Source organism: Enterobacter sp. UPMP2060 (assembly GCF_053709655.1).
In genome coordinates this window covers 627,068-647,715 of record NZ_JBSKJQ010000002.1, presented here as the reverse complement: position 1 = coordinate 647,715, position 20,648 = coordinate 627,068, and the positions used below count along the sequence as shown (strand labels likewise).

Here is a 20,648-nt window from a genome sequence, read left to right as displayed (position 1 = left end):
TTATTGTCAACGTGCTTATAATATGACCATTATCACAAAAATCAATCATTTTGTGATACTCATCACATTTTTATGAGGGATTGGCCTGATAGCACTCCCCTCTGACCCGTTGCGAAGAGTGAGGGCAGATTGTCCGGCTATTCCAGGCATTGCAACGGGCATCTGCGGGTACGATAAGGTATTTCCATCCACTCAGAGCGAACCATGAAAAGAGTCATTGTAGCCGGCACAATCCTGCTGCTCGCGGGGTGTAGTATCAACCGCCAGGCTGAAGTCAGCAGCCTCGACGCGCCGAACGGCATCGTCCGCCTCGATTACGGCCAGGCAGCGCTGCAAAATGCGTATTCCGATGAGTATGTGAATAACGGCACGGCGGCAAAAGCGTGTCAGAGCATGGGGTATGCCACCGCTTCAGCCTATGGTCAGCCCATCAAAACCTGTACCCTGACGAGCGGCTCTTTGTGCCTGAACGAGAGCGTGACTATCCAGTATAAATGTATGGGTTACGCCGTTAACCCTAAGTCAAATAATCCCTGGTATTAATCAACGCTGCCAGCGCTTGCTGGCAGTATATTTCATTACGAACAAAAACAATTCTCATTAATAAATTATAAAAATCGCCAATGCGTTTTATTCCCATTCGTATTTTAAATAAATAAAATAAAAATTTTACGTTTTGCAAATAATTAAATAACAAATTATAGTGTCGCTCATTGTGAACCAGAAATAATAATCCGGAGCGTCACCATGCTGAAAACTGAAATGATCGACAAGCTCAACGCACAAATGAACCTTGAGCTTTTTTCATCCCTGCTCTACCAGCAGATGAGCGCCTGGTGCAGCTACCACAGCTTCGAAGGTGCGGCCGCGTTTCTGCGTCGTCACGCTCAGGAAGAGATGACCCACATGCAGCGTCTGTTTGATTATCTTACGGATACGGGCAGCCTGCCGCGCATTGAAACCGTGACGTCCCCCTTTGCCGAGTATAATTCTCTCGATGAACTGTTCCGCGCCACCTACGAGCACGAGCAGCTGATCACGCAGAAAATTAACGAACTGGTTCATGCCGCAATGACCAGCCAGGATTACCCAACCTTTAATTTCCTGCAGTGGTACGTCGCTGAGCAACACGAAGAAGAGAAGCTGTTTAAATCCGTACTGGATAAATTATCTCTGGTGGGTAAATCCGGCGAAGGTCTTTACTTTATTGATAAAGAACTTTCCACTCTCGATACGCAGAATTAATTTCAGCGCGGTGCCGGTTTCCGGCACCGCGTTAATTTACATACACCCGGCGCAGCTGGTGCAGCGCCAGTCATGAGGATTCACCGCCTGGTAAAAATAGCGGTAGCTGGACGTCTCCAGCGGAATCCCCACCTCGAAGAACATATCCGTTAACCAGTCGACATTCTCAACGATCCACTCATCTTCCTGTAAGCCTTGCGCAAAGGTTTCATCTTCAGGATCGATAATCGAATAGATTGCCCAGGTGCCCATATCCTTTTCGCGGCGGGACTCGGGAAGTATCAGGGGCTGGTTCTGCCAGCTGATTATCCAGTGGCCATGGCACAGCAGGTTGCCTCCCCGGCTCCATGCCGCGGTAAAGGGATTCTCCCCTGCCATAAAACCCTCACTTAATTTGATAATTTATATTTATTGTTTACGTTACGCCGGAATGTCGCCTGGCAACATTGCCCTTATGAAGTAGGCCTGCGCCTAAAAAGGGTCAGAGCGCCAGTAGTTCGTAAATAATTCATTACACTACTTGTAACGGTGATTTGACGAGTTACGGCTTTTCCCTTACTCTGCGCCGCAGATTTTGTCGCGGTTAAGCATCGTTGTAGAGGAAAGCGTGAGAAACAGAACCCTGGGAAGTATTTTTATCGTCGCCGGAACGACGATTGGCGCAGGAATGCTGGCAATGCCCCTGGCAGCCGCGGGCGTGGGATTTGGCATGACCCTGCTGCTGCTGGGTACGCTCTGGGCGCTGATGTGCTACACCGCCCTGCTGCTGCTTGAGGTTTACCAGCACGTGCCCGCCGACACCGGTCTGGGTTCGCTTGCGGCGCGCTATCTGGGACGCTACGGCCAGTGGATAACCGGCTTTAGCATGATGTTCCTGATGTACGCTCTGACCGCCGCCTATATCAGCGGCGCCGGGGAGCTCATCGCCTCAAGCGTCAACGACTGGTTTGGCTCTGACATCACCCCGGCGACGGGGGCTATCTTCTTTGCGCTCATCGGCGGCGGCGTGGTCTGCGTGGGGACATCGCTGGTCGATCTGTTTAACCGCTTTCTGTTCAGCGCCAAAATTCTCTTCCTGATCGTCATGCTGGTGCTGCTGGCGCCGCACGTGCACAAGGTCAACCTGCTGACGCTGCCGCTGGAAAAAGGGCTGGCGCTTTCCGCGATCCCGGTCATTTTCACCTCGTTTGGCTTCCACGGCAGCGTGCCGAGCATCGTCAGCTATATGAACGGTGATATCCGCAAGCTGCGCCGCGTCTTTGTTATCGGCAGCGCGATCCCGCTGATCGCCTATATCTTCTGGCAGCTGGTGACGCTGGGCAGCATTGACTCTTCAACCGTTATTGGGCTGATGGCGCAACATGCTGGCCTGAACGGTTTTTTGCTGGCGCTGCGCGAGGTCGTCACCTCCCCGCACGTGGAGCTGGCGGTACACCTGTTTGCCGACCTGGCGCTGGCAACCTCGTTCCTGGGCGTGGCGCTCGGCCTGTTTGATTATCTGGCCGACCTGTTCCAGCGTCGCAATACCGCGGCCGGACGGTTGCAGACGGGTGCCATCACCTTCCTGCCGCCGCTCGCTTTTGCGCTGTTTTACCCACGCGGGTTTGTGATGGCGCTGGGCTACGCAGGGGTGGCGCTCTCTATCCTGGCCCTGCTGCTCCCTTCCCTGCTGGCGTGGAAGAGCCGCCAGCAGCATCCTCAGCAGGGGTATCGCGTGGCGGGAGGAAAACCGCTGCTGTGCGTTGTGTTTGGCTGTGGGGTGGTAATTATTCTGGTGCAGGTATTGATTGCAGCCGGAATGCTGCCGGAAGTGGGTTAAATAAAAAAGGGGCTATCATCAGCCCCTTTTTTTATCAGTGCAAACAGCAGCTCTTAAACTTCTTCCCGCTGCCGCAAGGACACGGATCGTTACGCCCGACCTTCGTGCCGTTCACCGTCGGCTTCTTCACTTCCGGCTGCTGCGGGTTGTTTACCCAGTATTGATATAAACGCAGTGCCGCAGGCTGGATGCTTTCGATGCTGGCGATATATTCCTCTTCGGACAGTTCATCCAGCTTTTCGCTGTTCTCTTCCGTCCCGTGCAGCGCAATCACGTCAAGATCGGCCTTCAGGGCTTCCGGCAAGGCTGACCAGTCCGTCAGCGCCACGCCGCGCATATAGCCATAGCACCACTCTTCCACCACGGTATAGCTCTCACCGTCCACGTCGTTATAACCAAACATCGGTTCAAACTGATCCGGGTACTCGCTCAGGCGCTCGGCAATATCGTTCATATGCTTAAAGCAGAGATCGATAAAACGGTTCATCTCACGATCGTTTTTCCAGCGCGGAATGTACTTCTCGCCGCCCCACACCGCCACCAGCCAGGCGTCTGGCTCAACGACAACAGGACCGGAAAGCACTGCGGTAAGCATGCCGTCCAGTTCGGACACGTCAATCACGGACGCGTCATCATGACCGTAAGACATTAACGTCTCTTCAAGCCACGCCATTTCGCTTTCATTCAATGGGCCTTCAGTCATCGCTGACACTCCTGCAAAAGGAAACGATCCTAACACATATCTCACGCCTCTCCGGGCTGAAGTTTAGGTCTTTATTGCTGCAAAAACGTGCAAACCGTGACCTTTGCACAACTTATGGGCTTTATTGTTAACGATATGTGATCTCCGCTGTAATTTCTTCTCCTCCCGCAAGGCGGCATAACGCGGCGCTCTATACTCAAACATGTCGCATGCCCGTCAATGGGTTAACCATTCTGGCAACGTTTTTGCTTAACGTTCTTCGCGCGCCTCTGTGCAGGGAAATCTCGCCGTAATATGCAGGATGCCGTCTGTATCTTGTTCGTTTAGTGCATTTTGTTCTTGCTCGTGTTTCGGATTGGCTGCGCCGTCGGGCGTTCGGGTTTACGCCGTGGTGCAAAAACCTCTTTGCTAAGGAACATAATAATGTCGCTGAAATTAATCAGAACTCCTCTTTCTCTTGTGTTAGCCGGTTGCCTGGTGACGGCGTTTTCCGCCCGGGCAGATATTGTGATTGGCGTGGCCGGGCCGTTCACGGGTCCGAATGCCACCTATGGCGATCAGTACTGGCACGGCGCAACGCAGGCCGCTGAAGACATTAATGCCGCAGGCGGCATTAACGGCGAGAAGATCAAACTGGTTCAGGGGGATGATGCCTGCGAGCCCAAGCAGGCCGTGGCCGTCGCCAACCGTTTAGTTGACCAGGATAAAGTCAACGCCGTGGTCGGCCATTTCTGCTCCTCTTCCACAATGCCCGCCTCCGAGGTGTATAGCGACGCGGGCATTATTGCGATTACCCCCGGCTCAACTAACCCGCTGATCACCGAACGCGGCATGAGCGATATGTTCCGCATGTGCGGACGCGATGACCAGCAGGGTCAGGTTGCCAGCGACTTCATCATCGACAAGCTGAAAGCCAAACGCGTGGTGATTATTCACGATAAAGACACCTATGGTCAGGGTCTGGCTGACGCCACCAAAGCGGCGCTGGCGAAACGCGGGGTTCAGGATGTGATGTATGAGGGGTTATCTCGCGGTGAGAAAGACTTTAACGCGCTGGTGACCAAGATCGGTGCGCAAAAACCGGACGTCGTGTTCTTCGGTGGCTGTCACCCGGAAGCCGGTCCGCTGGTTCGCCAGATGCGCGAACAGGGCGTGCAGGCGAAATTCTTCTCCGGCGACTGTATTGTCAACGAAGAGATGGTGACCGCCGCGGGTGGCCCGCAATACACCAACGGCATTTACATGACCTTCGGTAAAGATCCGCGCCTTATCCCGGACGGTAAAGCGGTTATCGAGAAATTCCGCGCCGGTAAATTCGAGCCGGAAGGTTACACCCTTTATTCCTATGCCTCCGTACAGGCCATTGCCGCAGCCTTCAAGGCAACCGGCGGCAAGGACTCCGCCAAAGCCAGCGAGTGGCTTAAAGCCAATTCCGTCGACACGGTGATGGGCAAAAAAGCCTGGGACAGCAAAGGCGATCTGAAAGTGTCTGACTACGTGGTTTACCAGTGGGACGACAAAGGCAAATATAAGGAAGTGCAGTAACGGGACGGAGTCACGCTCAACGTCGGCGGGCCTGCCCGTCGGCGCGTAATAAACATCAGGCTGCGCGCATCGCGCAGCCTATAAAACGAGCGCGCTAAGATGAGTACATTCTTCCTGCAACAGTTAATCAATGGCTTAACGCTGGGCTCCGTCTACGGTTTAATCGCCATCGGCTACACCATGGTGTACGGCATTATCGGGATGATCAATTTCGCCCACGGCGAAGTGTATATGATTTCCGCCTATCTCTGCGCCATCGGCCTGGCGCTGCTCTCGTTCTTCGGCCTGCAGTCGTTCCCGCTGCTGATCCTCGGGACGCTGGTGTTCACCATCGTGGTAACCGGGGTGTACGGCTGGACCATCGAGCGTATCGCCTACAAGCCGCTGCGCAACTCCACGCGCCTGGCGCCGCTGATCTCCGCCATCGGGATGTCGCTTATCCTGCAAAACTACGCGCAGCTGAGCCAGGGTCCGCGCCAGCAAGGGGTGCCGACCATGCTGGACGGCGTGATTCGCCTGCATCTGGGCGACGGCTTCGTGCAGATAACCTACACCAAAGTGTTTATTCTGATTGCCTCGTTTGCCGGCATGCTGGTGCTCACCTGGATTATCAACCATACCCGGCTGGGCCGGATGTGCCGCGCGGTACAGCAGGATCGTAAGATGGCCTCCATTCTGGGCATTAACACCGACCGGATTATTTCGCTGGTCTTTGTGATCGGCGCGGCGATGGCCGGTCTGGCAGGCGTGCTGATCACCATGAATTACGGCACCTTTGATTTCTACGTCGGGTTCGTGATCGGCATTAAAGCCTTTACCGCGGCGGTACTCGGCGGCATCGGCTCCCTCCCTGGCGCGATGCTCGGTGGCCTTATCCTGGGCGTGGCGGAAGCCCAGTTCTCGGGCATGGTGAACTCGGACTATAAAGATGTCTTTTCGTTCGGCCTGCTGGTCATGATCCTGATTTTCCGCCCCCAGGGGCTGCTTGGGCGCCCGATTGTGGCCAAAGTGTGAGGGAGAGAATGATGACATCACACGGTTTTTCACTTAAACGCTGCATGCTGGACGCGATTTTTTCCGGGCTGATTGCGCTGGTTATTTTCGGCCCCATTGCGGGCGTGGTGCTGGACGGTTACAGCTTTAACTTCGCCGGACAGCGGCTGGCCTGGATGGTCGGCATCGTCATGCTCGGGCGTTTTCTGCTGAGCGCCTTTTTAGGTACCGCCGCGGGCGCCCGTTTCCAGGCACGCTTCGAAGCCGATAGCGCGGGCGTATATGTCCGGCCACCGGAATACAAAAGCCGCATGCGCTGGATTATTCCTCTGGTAATTGCTCTTGCGATTTGCTTTCCGTTTGTCGCCACGAAATATGTGCTGACCGTCGCCATTCTCGGGCTGATCTACGTGCTTCTCGGTCTGGGGCTGAATATCGTCGTGGGTCTGGCCGGCCTGCTGGATCTGGGATATGTCGCGTTCTACGCAATTGGTGCGTACGGTCTGGCGCTGGGATACCAGTATCTCGGCTTAGGCTTCTGGAGCATGCTGCCGCTGGCGGCAATCATGGCCGCCGCCGCAGGCGCCCTGCTCGGTTTCCCGGTGCTGCGCATGCACGGTGACTATCTGGCCATCGTCACCCTCGGGTTCGGGGAGATTATTCGCCTGATACTGAACAACTGGCTGACCTTCACCGGCGGACCAAACGGCGTGTCGGCCCCTCCCCCCACCTTTTTCGGTCTGGAATTTGGACGACGCGCGAAAGAAGGCGGCGTGCCCTTCCACGAATTTTTCCACCTGACCTACAACCCGAACATGAAGTTTATTTTTATCTACGCGGTGCTGTTCCTGGTGGTGATGCTGGTGCTCTATATCAAGCACCGCCTGACGCGGATGCCGATTGGTCGGGCGTGGGAAGCCCTGCGTGAAGACGAAATAGCGTGCCGCTCAATGGGGTTAAATCATGTTCTGGTTAAGCTGTCGGCCTTTACGCTGGGCGCATCGACCGCGGGCATTGCCGGGGTGTTCTTCGCCACCTATCAGGGGTTCGTGAACCCGACCTCCTTTACCTTCTTTGAATCGGCGCTGATCCTCGCCATCGTGGTGCTGGGCGGGATGGGCTCGACGCTTGGCGTAGTGCTGGCCGCTTTTGTGCTCACCGTAACGCCGGAACTGCTGCGCAGTTTTGCCGAGTACCGCGTCCTGCTGTTTGGCATGCTCATGGTGGTGATGATGATCTGGCGTCCGCGCGGTTTGATCCGCATTAACCGCAGCGGGTTCGCCGTGCGTAAGGGTGTCGCACCATGAACGGAACGATATTACGCGTTGAACATCTTATGATGCACTTCGGCGGGATTAAGGCGCTAAACGACGTCAACCTGGACGTACAGCGTGGCTCAATTACCGCCCTGATTGGGCCAAACGGGGCGGGAAAAACAACCGTGTTTAACTGCCTGACGGGCTTCTACAGGGCCTCCGGCGGAAACATTTTATTTAATACCCGCCATAAAACGACCAACGTTATTCAGGTGCTCGGACAAAAATTCCAGCCGGGAGACTGGATTAACCCCGCGCAGTTCGGGCAGCGTCTTTTCTACAAAATGTTCGGCGGAACGCATCTGGTCAACCGCGCAGGGCTGGCGCGCACGTTTCAAAATATCCGTCTTTTTCGCGAGATGTCGGTCGTGGAAAACCTGCTGGTTGCGCAGCATATGCGCGTTAACCGCAATCTGCTCGCCGGGATCTTAAATACGCCGGCATACCGGCGCGCGGAAAGCGACGCCCTGGACAGGGCCTTCTACTGGCTGGAAGTGGTGGATCTGGTGGAGTGCGCCAATCGTCTGGCGGGAGAGATGTCGTACGGCCAGCAGCGGCGTCTGGAAATTGCGCGAGCAATGTGCACCGGCCCGGAAATGATCTGTCTGGATGAACCCGCCGCCGGGCTTAACCCGGTTGAAACGCATAAGCTCAGCAGCATTATTCGTTTTCTGCGGGATCATCATGACATCACGGTATTACTGATTGAGCATGATATGGGGATGGTGATGGAGATTTCGGACGACATTATCGTGCTCGACCACGGGGATGTTATTGCCAGGGGAAAACCCGAGCAGATCCAGCATGATGAAAAGGTCATTGCCGCCTACCTGGGTACGGATGAAAGCGAGGTCAACCTATGAGCGAACCGCTGCTGGCATTTCGCGAGGTGGATGTGTTTTATGGCGTCATTCAGGCGCTTAAACAGGTTTCCCTCGAGGTCAATAAGGGTGAAACCGTGGCGCTGATTGGCGCAAACGGCGCGGGTAAATCGACATTGCTGATGTCCATCTTTGGCCAGCCCCGTATTCGCAGCGGACAGATCCTTTTCGGTGGTGAAGATATCAGCCATAAATCCACCCACTACGTCGCGTCCGGCGGCATTGCGCAGGCGCCGGAAGGCAGACGAATTTTCCCGGATATGACCGTTGAAGAGAACCTGCTGATGGGGACCATCCCCATCGGCAGCCAGTTTGCCGCTGAGGATATGCAAACCATGTTCGACCTCTTCCCTCGCCTCAAGGAGCGACGCAAGCAGCGCGCGATGACCATGTCCGGCGGAGAGCAGCAGATGCTGGCGATCGCCCGGGCGCTGATGAGCCGTCCGAAGCTGCTGCTGCTGGATGAACCGAGCCTCGGGCTGGCGCCGATTGTGGTGAAACAGATCTTCCAGACGCTGCGCGAGCTGGCCCGCAACGGCATGACTATCTTTCTGGTGGAACAGAATGCGCATCACGCGCTGAAGCTTTCCGACCGCGGGTATGTGATGGTTAACGGGCAGATCCGGTTGAGCGGCAGCGGCGAGGAGCTGCTGGGAAATCAGGAGGTGAGGAAGGCGTATTTGGGTGGGGTGTGACTGGCGGATTTCAGGCACAAAAAAACCACCTTTCGGTGGTTTCACGACACTGCTTATTGCTTTGATTATTCTTTGTTTCCCATGGTAGCCGGAGTGGGACTTGAACCCACACAGCGCGAACGCCGAGGGATTTTAAATCCCTTGTGTCTACCGATTCCACCATCCGGCCAGGGAAGAAAGTGGAGGCGCGTTCCGGAGTCGAACCGGACTAGACGGATTTGCAATCCGCTACATAACCGCTTTGCTAACGCGCCGTAAAACTTTTCAAACTGACACCCGCTACTGCGCATGTCTTTAATCTGGAGCGGGAAACGAGACTCGAACTCGCGACCCCGACCTTGGCAAGGTCGTGCTCTACCAACTGAGCTATTCCCGCATGTCATCAAGTAAACATCTAACCACTTGATTTCATTACCGTCCGGCTTGCTGTGCCGCCGTTCGATGCGTTGCATTCTACTGATATGACGTTATGAGTCAACGTTATTTTTTGCATCCCTGGATCGTTTGCTGAAAATTACGGCGAAACGATCACTGATCAAGCAAATCGCCGCGCGCAGCGTTCAAATATTGCAGCATGGACCACAGCGTCAGCACTGCCGCCACCCACAGCAGACCAATTCCCGCCCATTCAACCCAGGCGTTCGGACGCCAGAGCATCCAGACCAGCGCCGCCATCTGCGCCGTCGTTTTGACTTTACCAATCCACGAGACCGCCACGCTGCTGCGTTTCCCCAGTTCCGCCATCCACTCGCGCAGTGCAGAGATAATGATTTCGCGACCGATCATAGTGGCCGCAGGCAGCGTTACCCACCAGGTATGATAGTGCTCGGCTACCAGCACCATGGCGATAGCGACCATCACTTTGTCTGCCACCGGATCGAGGAAGGCACCGAAACGGGTGCTTTGATTCCAGCGGCGCGCCAGATAGCCATCAAACCAGTCGGTGACCGCTGCGATAAGGAAGATCAATGCGCAGGCGAAAGGTGCCCAGACGACCGGCATGTAAAATGCCAGTACAAAGAACGGGATGAGTACAACACGAAAGAGAGTGAGCAACGTAGGGATATTAAATTGCATAATGACGGTAACTGTTTGTTGTCAGTAAAATTTAGCTCTATGTTGCTACAGAGCCCTCAATGTTTCAACGAGTAGTAGATCTTTTCTGCCAGCCCTTGCGAAATACCCGGCACTTTTGCAATTTCCTCCATGCTGGCGTTGAGTAATCCTTGCAATCCGCCCATATATTTCAGCAGCATCTGGCGACGTTTTGGCCCCACGCCTTCGATCGTTTCCAGGCTACTGGTGTTTTTCACCTTCGCCCGTTTTTTGCGGTGACCGCTGATGGCATGATCGTGTGATTCATCGCGAATATGCTGGATGACGTGCAGCGCCGGGGAATCCGGCGGAAGGCTGAAACCCTCACCTTCCGGCTCGAAGAACAATGTCTCCAGACCGGCCTTACGATCGGCTCCTTTTGCAACCCCCAGCAGCAGCGGATGGTTTTTATCCCAGCTGACATCAAGCGATTCAAATACCGCTTTCGCCTGGCCGAGCTGCCCTTTCCCACCGTCAATCAGGATCACATCCGGAATTTTGCTCTCTTCTATGGCTTTACCATAGCGACGACGCAGCACCTGATTCATGGCCGCATAGTCATCGCCCGGCGTGATCCCGGTGATGTTGTAGCGGCGATACTCGGCGCGCAGTGGGCCATTCGCATCAAACACCACGCAGGAGGCCACCGTCTGTTCTCCCATCGTGTGACTGATGTCGAAACACTCCATCCGTTTTACTTCCGGCAGCTTCAGCAGCGTCGCCAGGGCCGTTAAGCGCTGGTTCACCGTCGACTGCTGCGACAGCTTAGTGGTGAGTGCCGTCGCCGCGTTGGTTCGCGCCAGCTTCAGATAACGCGCGCGATCGCCGCGCGGTTTAGTTTGTACATTCACCCGGCGACCCGCCAGTTCAGAGAGCGAATCGGCCAGCAGGGTTTTATCGTCAAGATTAAAATCGAGCAGGATCTCAGAAGGCAGCGTGCGCATCTGGCTCCCCTGCAGGTAGAACTGGCCTACAAAGGTTTCCACCACTTCACCCAGTTCAGTACCGCCGGGCACTTTCGGGAAATAGCTGCGGCTGCCGAGCACTTTGCCCTGGCGAATAAACAGCACGTGCACGCAGGCCATCCCGGCGTCAAAGGCTACGCCGATGACGTCGAGATCGTCACCGGTATTCGAGACAAACTGTTTCTCAGTGACTCTGCGCACCGCCTGGATTTGGTCGCGGATACGCGCGGCCTCTTCGAACTCGAGTGCGGCGCTGGCTTTTTCCATCCGAGCGATCAGCTGCGTTAAGACCTGATCGTCTTTTCCGGCTAAGAACAGGCGCACATAATCCACCTGCTGGGCATACTCTTCTTCACTTACCAGCCCTTCCACGCAAGGCCCCAGGCAGCGTCCAATCTGGTACTGCAGGCACGGGCGAGAGCGGTTACGGTAAACGCTGTTTTCACACTGGCGGATAGGGAAGATTTTTTGCAGCAGCGCCAGCGTTTCACGCACGGCATAGCCGTTAGGGAACGGCCCGAAGTATTCTCCCTTAGCATGTTTTGCACCGCGGTGCATCGCTAGGCGCGGGTGGGTGTCGCCGCTCAGAAAAATAAACGGGTAGGACTTATCATCACGCAACAGGACGTTATAGCGCGGCTGGTAGAGCTTAATATAGTTGTGCTCAAGCAGCAGCGCTTCTGTCTCGGTGTGCGTGACGGTGACATCAATATTCTGAATGAGTGAGACCAGCGCTTCGGTCTTTCGGGAGGCCAGGTTACTGCGAAAATAGCTGGAGAGACGTTTTTTAAGATCTTTTGCCTTCCCCACGTAGATAACCGTACCGCCAGCGTCATACATGCGATAGACGCCAGGCTGGCTGGTTACGGTTTTCAGAAATGCTTTTGAATCGAACACATCACTCACTGACTTAACAACGTCTCCGCATTACACAAACCGTGCCGGATGGCCAGGTGCGTCAGTTCGACGTCACCATGAATGTTCAGTTTACTGAACATCCGGTAACGATAGCTGTTCACCGTTTTCGGGCTGAGATTCAGCTGTTCCGAGATCTCATTCACCTTCTGACCTTTGGTGATCATCAGCATAATCTGCAATTCACGCTCGGACAAACTGGCAAACGGTGATTCGGTTTTCTCGGGCTCGATCTGACTCAGCGCCATCTGCTGGGCAATGTCGGAAGCTATGTAGCGCTGTCCGGCAAACACGGAACGGATTGCATTGACGACTTCCTGCGGCGCAGCACCTTTACTCAGGTAGCCCGCTGCGCCCGCCTGCATCACTTTCGCGGGCAGTGGGTTTTCGGTATGCACGGTCAGCATGATGACTTTGGTATCAACAAAGGTACGCGCGATTTTGCGTGTTGCTTCAAGGCCACCGATACCGGGCATGTTCATATCCATCAGTACCACATCGGCCGAGTTTGTGCGGCACCATTTTACCGCATCTTCGCCGCAGCACGCCTCACCGGCAACTTTAATACCTTTAATATCTTCAAGAATGCGTCGTATCCCTGCGCGCACCAGTTCGTGGTCATCAACAAGAAGGACGTTGATCAAAGGAAATGTCTCCAGAATAGGGATAACGCTACTGAGTGATAATTTGGTTTATATTAACGGTTTTCCTCGCAAGATTAAAACGTTAAAAAACCGGCTATTCGATTTTGCTCTCGTTTTTGGAAATTAGGCTGTACAGTCCGTGGAAAGAGAGACCATGCATTCAGGGCTTTTGCAGCTTTTTTTAAGCATCTGTATTCAAAAAGTTACAAAAAACTTTCAGGCTTTTCCTGCAAAAAAACAGATCTCAAATTTTTGTAACAATAATTAACGGCAAGCGAACCGGGCATAAACAATTAATAGCCTTTCACGGCGGTTTAGTTTACCGGTGCGTTCTGTTTACGCAATTAAACATCCACGTAAAAGTACGAAAAACAACCGCTGCATTTTTTGCTGCAGCTTGTGGTATACTCCGCCGCCTTGACTTTCGTCGTCGCGCTTTAGCGCCGTTAAATAATGAGGAAAATAAATGAGCACACCTGAATTTGCCACTGCGGAGAATAACCAGGAACTGGCACAGGAAGTAAACTGCCTGAAAGCACTGCTGACGCTGATGCTGCAGGCGATGGGCCAGGCGGATGCCGGTCGTGTGATCATTAAAATGGAAAAACAAATCGCGGAGATGGAAGACCAGGCTGAATCTGCGGTATTTGCTAACACCGTTAAGCAAATCAAACAAGCCTACCGCCAGTAACAAAAAACGGCTGGATGCAGTGCATTCAGCCGTTTGCTCGTCTGTCACGCAGAACGTATTATCCCGTCAGATCAGTCCCGTTGCCGCCGCGTAGCACGCAATCTGGGTTTTGTTAGGCGCGTTGAATTTCTTCTGCATATTTTTCTGATGGAAGTTAACGGTATTCTCTGAGATAGAGAGAATGATCGCTATTTCCGCTGACGTCTTCCCTTCCGCAGTCCATTTCAGAATTTCGCGCTCGCGTTTGCTGAATTTCATTTCAGGTGGCATGACCATCTCATCTTCAAAACGCACCAGAGAAGTTAAGGCCATTTGCACCAGCATTTGCAGCCGCAGTTCTATTTCCTCACGGGCAAACGGCCCTTCCAGTACACTAGTACGGGAAACAGACAGGAAGCCGAGCGCATGATTAGGCAACATCAGACACTGCGTTATTCCCTCGCGTAAACCGTGGTCCTGTGCGCTGTGCCATAATTCCTGCGCGTCAGCGAATAATGCGTCTGTCCAGGGTAAATGACCCTGAATGAAATTCTCCGGTTTTAAGACGGGATCAATAGCGAAATAGTTCGCGGATTGATATTGCGCCATCCACTGCTTTGGGTAAGTGGTATGCACAGAGATCTTAGGCCGGGTAAACGGCACGGGATGGCGCACGCAGAGCGAGTAACAATCGAATTCAAGCGTCTGAGTTTGTCGCTGTAATTCCTGATATACCTCGTCGACACAGGTCAATTCCTGAAACCGGAGGGAGCAATCCCGTCGCCAGGTGAAAAAGTCTGAATCCTTCATACTTACTAAATGAAGCCTCTGAAAAGATAATCATTATTATGGTGAATATAACCTAACACATAAAACTTTTTTCTAACTACAAAATATCGGCATTAGCACAATTAACTTTACTATTGATAAGGTTTATCAGGGCCGGATGGAATAAAAAAACAAACGACTGCCCCCGAAGGGAGAATAATTTGCTCCAGCCTAAATTTCTGGAGCAAATTAGTGCAAAAATGCTACTGCATCAGGAATTTTTCAAGGAACTGACGGGTTCGCGGCTGCTGAGGATTAGCGAACAGGCTTTTCGCCGGCCCCTGCTCCACAATCCGCCCCTGATCCATGAAGATGGCTCTGTCAGCCACATCGCGTGCAAAGCTCATTTCATGCGTCACGATCACCATCGTCCGTTTTTCCTGCGCCAGCTGGCGAATGGTGTTCAGCACCTCACCCACCAGTTCCGGATCGAGCGCAGAGGTCGGTTCATCAAAAAGGATCACGTCAGGGCGCATAGCCAGCGCGCGCGCTATCGCCACGCGCTGCTGTTGCCCGCCCGACAGACGGCGCGGATAGCTGGTCTCTTTCCCCGCCAGCCCGACTTTAGCGAGCAGTTCGCGCGCGCGCGCCGTCGCGTCCTCTTTCGATTCACCTTTTACAATGACCGGTCCTTCAATAATGTTCTCCAGCACCGTACGGTGCGGGAAGAGATTAAAGCTCTGGAAAACGAAGCCGACATGCTGGCGCAGGCGGCGAATTAACCCTTTCTGCTGGCTAATGGATTTCCCGGTATCAATTGTTATCTCCCCTACCCGAATAGTGCCGCCTTCCGGCTGTTCAAGCAGGTTAATACTGCGCAGCAGCGTCGTTTTTCCCGAACCGCTTGGTCCGATAATCGCCACCACTTCACCCTGCTCGACTTCAAGATCGATCCCGTGGAGCACCGTTTGACCGTGGAATTTTTTCACCAGGTTTTTGACGTCGATAGCACTCATTTTGGATCACGCTCCTGGCGGTTAAGCTGGTTTTCGAAGTAGTTTTGCAGAGCAGACAGCACCGTCGCCATCACCCAGTAAATCAGCGAGGCGGCCAGATACATGGTAAAGACTTCAAGCGTGCGCGAAGTAATAAGCTGCGCCTGACGGAACAGCTCCGGTACCTGAATCGTTGCCGCCAGGGACGTATCTTTCACCAGGCTAATGAAGCTGTTGCTGAGCGGTGGAAGCGCCACGCGCGCCGCCTGCGGCAGAATGGCTCGACGCAGCGTCTGCCATGGCGTCATCCCGATACTGGCCGCCGCCTCCCACTGCCCTTTGTCAATGGAGGAGATCGCCGCTCGCAGGGTTTCTGACGTATACGCCGCGGTATTGAGCGACAGACCAATCATCGCTGCGGGGATCGGATCCAGCTCGATACCAAACTGCGGCAAGCCGTAGTAGATCATAAAGAGCTGGGCGATAAGCGGCGTGCCGCGAAAGACGGAGATATAAAAGCGCGCCAGCCAGCGTACCAGCAGGATGGGTGACATGCGCATTAATGCCAGCACAAATCCCAGCACCAGCCCGAAGAACATCCCGCCGATACTGAGCTGTAACGTAAATACCGCACCTTTTAGCAGATACGGCAGAGAATCAATAACCAGTTGAATACTTTCTTGCATTATTATTTTTCGACCTGATTTTTAGACGTGAGGATGGTAGGCAAACAGCGCAGGCGCCCCGCCGGTATGGACAAATAAAATCGGCCCTTCATCCTTAAAGCGTTTCTGCGCAATGCCGTCAATCAGTCCGGCCATCGCTTTGCCGGTATAGACCGGATCGAGCAGTATCCCCTCGAGGCGCGCCAGCAGCTTCACCGCCTCCATGCCCTCTTCGTTAGGCGTGCCGTAACCCGGCGCAAAATAGTCGTCCCAGAGCAGAATATCGGCCCTGGCCTTCAGCTCCAGCTGCGCGGCTACCGCCTGCTGTAAAGTGACCACCTTCGGCTTCTGATCCGCGACGCTGCGGGATACCGTCACGCCAATCAGCTCGACGTCCGGCAGCAGTTGTTCGAGCCCCACCGCCAGCCCGGCGTGCGTGCCCGCGCTGCCGGACGCGACAACCACGGAGGAAAGGCTTACCGCGCCCTCGCACTGCTGCGCGATTTCCAGCGCACTTTCCACATACCCCAGCGCGCCCAGCGCGTTCGAACCGCCGACGGGGACAACATAGGGGCGGAACCCCTGCGCTTCCAGACGCGTCGCCAGCTCGTCGAGCTGGGCGGTCGGGTCGGTCAACGCATCCACCATTTCGACCTGCACGTTAAACAGATCCAGCAGCAGGCGGTTACCGTTGGTCAGATAGTTTTCTGCCCGCGTGCCAATCGGGTTTTCCAGCAACGCCACGCAGTGGAGCCCGAGCTTTGCCGCCACTGCCGCCGTCTGACGAACGTGGTTGGACTGGACAGCCCCGGCGGTAATGAGCGTATCCGCGCCTTCGCGCAGTGCATCAGCCGCCAGAAACTCCAGCTTGCGCAGCTTATTGCCCCCCATCGCCATCGGCGTCACGTCGTCACGCTTGATAAAAATATCGCGCCCTAAATAATCAGAAAATCGCGGCAGATACTCCAGCGGCGTCGGCGCGCCGATGAACTCCAGGCGGGGAAAGCGCGTTAAATTCTGTAGTGACATGGGTTCTCCGGTAACTCTGACAAAATGTGATATTTTTCATTATGCACGCAGACGCGAAAGAAATAAAAAAGGCGCTTTTAAAAGCGCCTTTTTTTACGGCAGAAGCTTATTTCGTGACGTCTGCACCGAACCACTTCTCGGAGAGCGCCTTCAGGCTGCCGTCTTTTTGCATGTCAGCAATCGCGGAGTCAATCGCTTTGACCAGGTCTTCGTTACCTTTACGAACGGCAACGCCTGATTCCTGACGAGAGAACGCATCACCCGCTACCGCCAGGGTATTGTTGGTTTTCTTCACCAGATCCAGCGCGGCCAGGCGGTCAACCAGAATGACGTCGGTACGACCTACGCGTAAATCCTGGTATTTCGTCGGGTCATCATCATAGGTGCGGATATCCACGCCCTGCACGTTCTGGCGCAGCCACTCTTCGTAGTTGGTACCCAGACCGACACCGACTTTCTTCCCTTTCAGGTCCGCGGCAGTTTTAATTCCGCCTTCGTTGCCTTTCTTCACCAGCGCCTGAATACCGGACACGGTGTACGGCGTAGAGAAGTCATATTTCTTCTTACGCTCGTCAGAAATGGTCACCTGATTAATCACCACATCAATACGTTTGGAATCCAGCGACGCCAGCATACCGTCCCATTTGGTCGGTTTCAGTGACGCTTTAACGCCGAGGTGCTTCGCCAGCTCTTCAGCAAACTCCACTTCAAAACCGGTCAGCTTACCGTCATCGCCCTGGAAACTGAACGGAGGATAGGTTCCTTCCAGCCCGACCAGCAGCGTACCGCGCTCTTTTACTTTATTCAGCAGGTTTTCTGCGGCGAACGTTTTCACGCTCATACCCGCAACCAGCGCAACGGCCATAACACCCATCAGCGCCTGACGACCCAGAAGTGCAAATTTCATAAATACCCCGATATAGTGGAATTTTTACGTAGTGTAGAGAAATCGCCTGCAACGTCAAAGGCGACTGCGCTACATCTTATTCTTTTTTAATATATATCAGAAGTTGTTCCGGCGTGGGCTTTCTGCTTTATGGCACCCGGCATTTGTACCTTGTATTGAGCATACTTGCGCAGCGCAATTCGGTAGTTGTTGGTGCTGGTCGCAGGCAGCCACGGCTCCAGATTTTCATCCAGATAACCGGTTTTCAGCAGATCGCGAGAAATATTGTTTACGGTCAGATGTTGCCCAAGGCGGCGCAGGCGAACGACATATTCGCGAACGGTGCCGTGGCTCATCTCCGTTTGTTCAAACAGGAACTGCTTGAAGCCGATAATATCGAAGAAGTCGCTTTGCTCTTTGCAGTGGAGATCCCCACAGAAACGGCAAAGCGCCACCCACTCTTTTTGCTCTTCGAGCCATGCTGCTTCGTCCATCAACGTGTCGAGACGCGAAATCGCAATCTTATTGACGATTTCGCCCCGGCGAACCAGCGTGATACGATCGAGTAACTTGTTACAGTGGGCGCAATGCGTCTGGCTGTGTTTAAAGTCTTTCAGGTAGCGGCTTAAAGGCCGTCTTTTAGATTGCTGCACCGTCATGATAACTCCTGGTTGTCAATACGTTGTGCGGCATTTTTAAGGTGAATCAATCACCTATAACTTACCCAGCTTGGTTCGTAAGCGTTTAATGGCCTGGCTGTGCAGCTGGCTCACCCGCGACTCTCCCACCTCCAGAACAGCGCCAATCTCTTTGAGGTTAAGCTCTTCCTGGTAATAAAGGGTCAATACCAGCTGTTCGCGTTCAGGCAGAGCTTCAATAGCCTCCATGACGCGCTGGCGTAAATTCCCTTCCATTAAATGGTGTAACGGGTTTTCATGCTGGTGCTCGTCCGTCACCAGCTCGATGCTATCGCCATGCTCTTCGCGCCACTCGTCATAAGAGAAGAGTTGGCTATTATTGGTATCGAGCAACATCTGACGATACTCTTCAACAGCAATGCCAAGACGTTCCGCCACTTCGGTTTCCGTTGCGTTACGTCCCAGTTCCTGTTCCAGCTGCCCCATCGCATGCGCCACTTCGCGCGCGTTGCGGCGAACACTGCGCGGCACCCAGTCGCGGCTGCGCAGCTCGTCCAGCATCGCACCACGAATACGCTGAACTGCGTAAGTCGTAAATGCCGTTCCTTGCAGAGCGTCGTATCGGTCAACTGCATTCAATAACCCGATACCGCCCGCCTGTAGCAGATCGTCGAGTTCCACGCTCGCCGGCAAGCGCACCTGGAGGCGCAATGCTTCGTGACGCACCAGCGGGACATAACGCTGCCACAGCGAGTGTTTATCCATTACACCTTCAGCGGTATAGAGTGAATTCACGATAAACAGCCCTGCGTTAGTTGAGTTATCGGCATGATTATCCGATTCTGCAGGGCGTTCAATTGGATGAAAAAGGGGGATAAAGTGAGGTTATTCTGAGGTTGCCCACAACAGGGGCAACTTTTCTGCCTAAATTAACAGTTGTAACAATGAAAGATCGTCGCCCAGTTTGACGCTATCTATATGTTGATGAAAGAGCTTTCCCGCTTCCTGATTATGCTGGCTAAGGGAGTGGAAGCTGTAAATAACATCAATAATATTATCTTGTTCAATTTTCCCCGCCACGATCGCCTGACCGGCAAGTAACGTTTTAAGGAAATAGAACTCCGCAACGATTAAATAAAGGTTATTCAACATGCTGCGGCCATTGTTCTGCGGGAAGCCCTGCTCCCAGAGTTTGTATTTAAAAAAGTTCTTGAATAAATGGTCATGTGTCGCCAGGTAACTGCCCGCCACATCGCGCCAGACGGACTCGATGTTCTCCATGACCTTCTCTGCCGGCACGGTGTCACCCACAGACTCAAATTGTTGATAAAGCTGAGTAAAATAACGGTTTAATACCGCACCGCCGCGGGCTGTCACTTTCTTCGTGAAGTAGCTCTGGATGAGCGAAATTAACGCGAATTTCAGGCTGTAGTTCTGATTAAATCCGCCTAATTCCGTTTTGATTTTACCGCTCATCAGTTCGTTAACCAGCGAGAAATAGACCGTTTCGAGCGTGCTAATATTCTCTTCGAGATTATCGAGCTTTTCCGCCACCATGAGGAATTTCACCACGGCGTAAACCTGTTCTTCAACGCTGACGGCCTCAACGCTGAAAATATTCTGGCAGAAGAGATTGATGACCTTTGCCTTCAAATCAATCATCGGCGCATTATTGACGTCCTGCTGAACAATGACAGATTCCATCAACGACATAGACTCCCGATCGTTCAACAGAAGTCGGGTCACTTCCGGACACGAGAGGTTCAGCGATTTTTCGATTTCATTTTTATAGACCCGGTTTGTCCGCGGAAACGACGTACAGGTTGGGCTTAAGGCCTGGATGCCCATGGCGCTATGAACAGAACAGAGTTTTTCCGTATCCATAAACGGGCAGTTTTTACTTTCCGTATGGAAAATCACTTCACCCCAGTGGTCATAGTTTTTTTTGGTGACTTTTATCGCCGTTTTCGCCGTCTGACGAATAGCGGCATTTTTACTGTTCAGATAGCGATTAACGGAGGATTTATCAAACGCGATGGTCCAGCCCTGACAACAATGTTCACGGCATTCCCCACCGACACATGAAAAATCTGCGACCAGTTTTGGTTGAGTGACACTGATTTGTTTCACAGGCGGATTCTCAAATAGCAGAGATAAAAAAACCCCGCCGAAGCGGGGTTT

The 20,648-nt window shown here is 53.6% G+C and carries 22 protein-coding genes, 3 tRNA genes and 1 pseudogene; 10 read left to right on the top strand and 16 right to left on the bottom strand.

The features are described 5' to 3' along the window. Positions 1 to 204 precede the first annotated feature (204 nt). Together yecR and ftnA are read left to right on the top strand one after the other, a co-directional pair. Positions 205 to 543, top strand: a complete 339-nt coding sequence (yecR, locus tag ACWKXN_RS08515) for a YecR family lipoprotein (RefSeq protein WP_023336145.1) — start codon at positions 205 to 207, stop codon at positions 541 to 543. 204 nt (positions 544 to 747) lie between these two features. Further along, the gene (gene ftnA / locus ACWKXN_RS08510; RefSeq protein WP_023336146.1) at positions 748 to 1,245 is read left to right on the top strand and encodes a non-heme ferritin; all 498 of its coding nucleotides are present in this window, start codon (positions 748 to 750) and stop codon (positions 1,243 to 1,245) included. 36 nt (positions 1,246 to 1,281) lie between these two features. On the opposite strand, the gene ACWKXN_RS08505 is transcribed toward ftnA, so the two are convergent. Beyond that, a complete protein-coding gene (locus ACWKXN_RS08505) occupies positions 1,282 to 1,623 on the bottom strand; it encodes a hypothetical protein (protein WP_039263769.1) in 342 nt (113 codons plus the stop codon). A 229-nt stretch (positions 1,624 to 1,852) separates the two neighbouring features. Between ACWKXN_RS08505 and tyrP the strand changes: the two genes are divergently transcribed. After that, a complete protein-coding gene (gene tyrP, locus ACWKXN_RS08500; RefSeq protein WP_454543632.1) occupies positions 1,853 to 3,064 on the top strand; it encodes a tyrosine transporter TyrP in 1,212 nt (403 codons plus the stop codon). A 34-nt stretch (positions 3,065 to 3,098) separates the two neighbouring features. Here tyrP and ACWKXN_RS08495 read toward each other — a convergent pair whose 3' ends face one another. Next, positions 3,099 to 3,767, bottom strand: a complete 669-nt coding sequence (locus ACWKXN_RS08495) for a YecA/YgfB family protein (RefSeq protein WP_029741940.1) — start codon at positions 3,765 to 3,767, stop codon at positions 3,099 to 3,101. A 423-nt stretch (positions 3,768 to 4,190) separates the two neighbouring features. Between ACWKXN_RS08495 and ACWKXN_RS08490 the strand changes: the two genes are divergently transcribed. From ACWKXN_RS08490 to ACWKXN_RS08470, 5 genes are all read left to right on the top strand, one after another. After that, positions 4,191 to 5,312 (top strand): branched-chain amino acid ABC transporter substrate-binding protein, encoded by a 1,122-nt coding sequence (locus tag ACWKXN_RS08490; RefSeq protein WP_033145885.1) that lies wholly within the window; start codon positions 4,191 to 4,193, stop codon positions 5,310 to 5,312. A 99-nt stretch (positions 5,313 to 5,411) separates the two neighbouring features. Next, the gene (locus tag ACWKXN_RS08485; RefSeq protein ID WP_023336149.1) at positions 5,412 to 6,326 is read left to right on the top strand and encodes an ABC transporter permease subunit; all 915 of its coding nucleotides are present in this window, start codon (positions 5,412 to 5,414) and stop codon (positions 6,324 to 6,326) included. A gap of 11 nt (positions 6,327 to 6,337) precedes the next feature. Continuing rightward, the gene (gene livM, locus ACWKXN_RS08480) at positions 6,338 to 7,612 is read left to right on the top strand and encodes a high-affinity branched-chain amino acid ABC transporter permease LivM (RefSeq protein WP_096151451.1); all 1,275 of its coding nucleotides are present in this window, start codon (positions 6,338 to 6,340) and stop codon (positions 7,610 to 7,612) included. Then, entirely contained in the window at positions 7,609 to 8,484 is an 876-nt protein-coding gene (locus tag ACWKXN_RS08475; RefSeq protein ID WP_039263773.1) for an ATP-binding cassette domain-containing protein, read from the top strand. The genes livM and ACWKXN_RS08475 overlap by 4 nt, the downstream gene beginning before the upstream one ends. Further along, positions 8,481 to 9,197, top strand: a complete 717-nt coding sequence (locus tag ACWKXN_RS08470) for an ABC transporter ATP-binding protein (RefSeq protein WP_033145889.1) — start codon at positions 8,481 to 8,483, stop codon at positions 9,195 to 9,197. The genes ACWKXN_RS08475 and ACWKXN_RS08470 overlap by 4 nt, the downstream gene beginning before the upstream one ends. Before the next feature lie 82 nt (positions 9,198 to 9,279). On the opposite strand, the gene ACWKXN_RS08465 is transcribed toward ACWKXN_RS08470, so the two are convergent. From ACWKXN_RS08465 to uvrY, 6 genes are all read right to left on the bottom strand, one after another. After that, positions 9,280 to 9,366 (bottom strand) — tRNA-Leu (locus tag ACWKXN_RS08465). An 11-nt stretch (positions 9,367 to 9,377) separates the two neighbouring features. Next, a tRNA-Cys gene (locus ACWKXN_RS08460) sits at positions 9,378 to 9,451 on the bottom strand. Between the two features lie 46 nt (positions 9,452 to 9,497). Next, a tRNA-Gly gene (locus tag ACWKXN_RS08455) sits at positions 9,498 to 9,573 on the bottom strand. A gap of 152 nt (positions 9,574 to 9,725) precedes the next feature. After that, positions 9,726 to 10,274, bottom strand: coding sequence for a CDP-diacylglycerol--glycerol-3-phosphate 3-phosphatidyltransferase (gene pgsA, locus ACWKXN_RS08450; protein ID WP_454543631.1), 549 nt, complete (start codon positions 10,272 to 10,274; stop codon positions 9,726 to 9,728). 56 nt (positions 10,275 to 10,330) lie between these two features. Then, positions 10,331 to 12,163, bottom strand: coding sequence for an excinuclease ABC subunit UvrC (gene uvrC / locus ACWKXN_RS08445; RefSeq protein WP_032658637.1), 1,833 nt, complete (start codon positions 12,161 to 12,163; stop codon positions 10,331 to 10,333). After that, on the bottom strand, positions 12,160 to 12,816 hold the full coding sequence (uvrY, locus tag ACWKXN_RS08440; protein WP_013096026.1) for a UvrY/SirA/GacA family response regulator transcription factor: 657 nt from the start codon (positions 12,814 to 12,816) through the stop codon (positions 12,160 to 12,162). The genes uvrC and uvrY overlap by 4 nt, the downstream gene beginning before the upstream one ends. 372 nt (positions 12,817 to 13,188) lie before the next feature. Between uvrY and ACWKXN_RS08435 the strand changes: the two are divergent. Continuing rightward, positions 13,189 to 13,257 (top strand): annotated as a pseudogene (locus tag ACWKXN_RS08435) (hypothetical protein); the annotation flags it as partial. Positions 13,258 to 13,282: 25 nt separating this feature from the next. Beyond that, positions 13,283 to 13,507 (top strand): DUF2594 family protein, encoded by a 225-nt coding sequence (locus tag ACWKXN_RS08430; protein WP_008500345.1) that lies wholly within the window; start codon positions 13,283 to 13,285, stop codon positions 13,505 to 13,507. 66 nt (positions 13,508 to 13,573) lie between these two features. Here ACWKXN_RS08430 and sdiA read toward each other — a convergent pair whose 3' ends face one another. The 8 genes from sdiA to fliB form a co-directional block, all read right to left on the bottom strand. Continuing rightward, positions 13,574 to 14,296, bottom strand: coding sequence for a transcriptional regulator SdiA (gene sdiA, locus ACWKXN_RS08425; RefSeq protein WP_033145891.1), 723 nt, complete (start codon positions 14,294 to 14,296; stop codon positions 13,574 to 13,576). Positions 14,297 to 14,517: 221 nt separating this feature from the next. Further along, positions 14,518 to 15,270 carry an L-cystine ABC transporter ATP-binding protein TcyN gene (gene tcyN / locus ACWKXN_RS08420; RefSeq protein ID WP_047061118.1) on the bottom strand — a complete coding sequence of 251 codons (753 nt, stop codon included), beginning with the start codon at positions 15,268 to 15,270 and terminating at the stop codon, positions 14,518 to 14,520. Continuing rightward, the gene (tcyL, locus tag ACWKXN_RS08415) at positions 15,267 to 15,935 is read right to left on the bottom strand and encodes a cystine ABC transporter permease (protein ID WP_454543630.1); all 669 of its coding nucleotides are present in this window, start codon (positions 15,933 to 15,935) and stop codon (positions 15,267 to 15,269) included. The genes tcyN and tcyL overlap by 4 nt, the downstream gene beginning before the upstream one ends. A 21-nt stretch (positions 15,936 to 15,956) precedes the next feature. After that, positions 15,957 to 16,943 (bottom strand): D-cysteine desulfhydrase, encoded by a 987-nt coding sequence (gene dcyD / locus ACWKXN_RS08410; RefSeq protein ID WP_318592084.1) that lies wholly within the window; start codon positions 16,941 to 16,943, stop codon positions 15,957 to 15,959. 106 nt (positions 16,944 to 17,049) lie between these two features. Beyond that, complete coding sequence (gene tcyJ / locus ACWKXN_RS08405; RefSeq protein WP_033145894.1) at positions 17,050 to 17,850, bottom strand: cystine ABC transporter substrate-binding protein; 801 nt, start codon at positions 17,848 to 17,850, stop codon at positions 17,050 to 17,052. An 86-nt stretch (positions 17,851 to 17,936) separates the two neighbouring features. After that, positions 17,937 to 18,488, bottom strand: coding sequence for a flagella biosynthesis regulatory protein FliZ (fliZ, locus tag ACWKXN_RS08400; RefSeq protein WP_008500339.1), 552 nt, complete (start codon positions 18,486 to 18,488; stop codon positions 17,937 to 17,939). A gap of 54 nt (positions 18,489 to 18,542) precedes the next feature. After that, positions 18,543 to 19,262: an RNA polymerase sigma factor FliA gene (locus ACWKXN_RS08395; RefSeq protein ID WP_039263779.1), complete on the bottom strand. Its 720-nt coding sequence runs from the start codon at positions 19,260 to 19,262 to the stop codon at positions 18,543 to 18,545. 129 nt (positions 19,263 to 19,391) lie between these two features. Beyond that, the gene (gene fliB, locus ACWKXN_RS08390) at positions 19,392 to 20,597 is read right to left on the bottom strand and encodes a flagellin lysine-N-methylase (RefSeq protein WP_454543629.1); all 1,206 of its coding nucleotides are present in this window, start codon (positions 20,595 to 20,597) and stop codon (positions 19,392 to 19,394) included. Positions 20,598 to 20,648 lie beyond the last annotated feature (51 nt).

Coding starts and splice junctions, on each gene's coding strand:
- ACWKXN_RS08475 (WP_039263773.1), top strand. CDS start 7,609: ATGAACGGAACGATATTACGCGTTGAACATCTTATGATGCACTTCGGC.
- fliZ (WP_008500339.1), bottom strand. CDS start 18,488: ATGACGGTGCAGCAATCTAAAAGACGGCCTTTAAGCCGCTACCTGAAA.
- dcyD (WP_318592084.1), bottom strand. CDS start 16,943: ATGTCACTACAGAATTTAACGCGCTTTCCCCGCCTGGAGTTCATCGGC.
- ACWKXN_RS08495 (WP_029741940.1), bottom strand. CDS start 3,767: ATGACTGAAGGCCCATTGAATGAAAGCGAAATGGCGTGGCTTGAAGAG.
- yecR (WP_023336145.1), top strand. CDS start 205: ATGAAAAGAGTCATTGTAGCCGGCACAATCCTGCTGCTCGCGGGGTGT.
- ftnA (WP_023336146.1), top strand. CDS start 748: ATGCTGAAAACTGAAATGATCGACAAGCTCAACGCACAAATGAACCTT.
- ACWKXN_RS08485 (WP_023336149.1), top strand. CDS start 5,412: ATGAGTACATTCTTCCTGCAACAGTTAATCAATGGCTTAACGCTGGGC.
- ACWKXN_RS08505 (WP_039263769.1), bottom strand. CDS start 1,623: ATGGCAGGGGAGAATCCCTTTACCGCGGCATGGAGCCGGGGAGGCAAC.
- ACWKXN_RS08490 (WP_033145885.1), top strand. CDS start 4,191: ATGTCGCTGAAATTAATCAGAACTCCTCTTTCTCTTGTGTTAGCCGGT.
- pgsA (WP_454543631.1), bottom strand. CDS start 10,274: ATGCAATTTAATATCCCTACGTTGCTCACTCTCTTTCGTGTTGTACTC.
- ACWKXN_RS08430 (WP_008500345.1), top strand. CDS start 13,283: ATGAGCACACCTGAATTTGCCACTGCGGAGAATAACCAGGAACTGGCA.
- tcyL (WP_454543630.1), bottom strand. CDS start 15,935: ATGCAAGAAAGTATTCAACTGGTTATTGATTCTCTGCCGTATCTGCTA.
- tcyJ (WP_033145894.1), bottom strand. CDS start 17,850: ATGAAATTTGCACTTCTGGGTCGTCAGGCGCTGATGGGTGTTATGGCC.
- ACWKXN_RS08470 (WP_033145889.1), top strand. CDS start 8,481: ATGAGCGAACCGCTGCTGGCATTTCGCGAGGTGGATGTGTTTTATGGC.
- livM (WP_096151451.1), top strand. CDS start 6,338: ATGACATCACACGGTTTTTCACTTAAACGCTGCATGCTGGACGCGATT.
- sdiA (WP_033145891.1), bottom strand. CDS start 14,296: ATGAAGGATTCAGACTTTTTCACCTGGCGACGGGATTGCTCCCTCCGG.
- tcyN (WP_047061118.1), bottom strand. CDS start 15,270: ATGAGTGCTATCGACGTCAAAAACCTGGTGAAAAAATTCCACGGTCAA.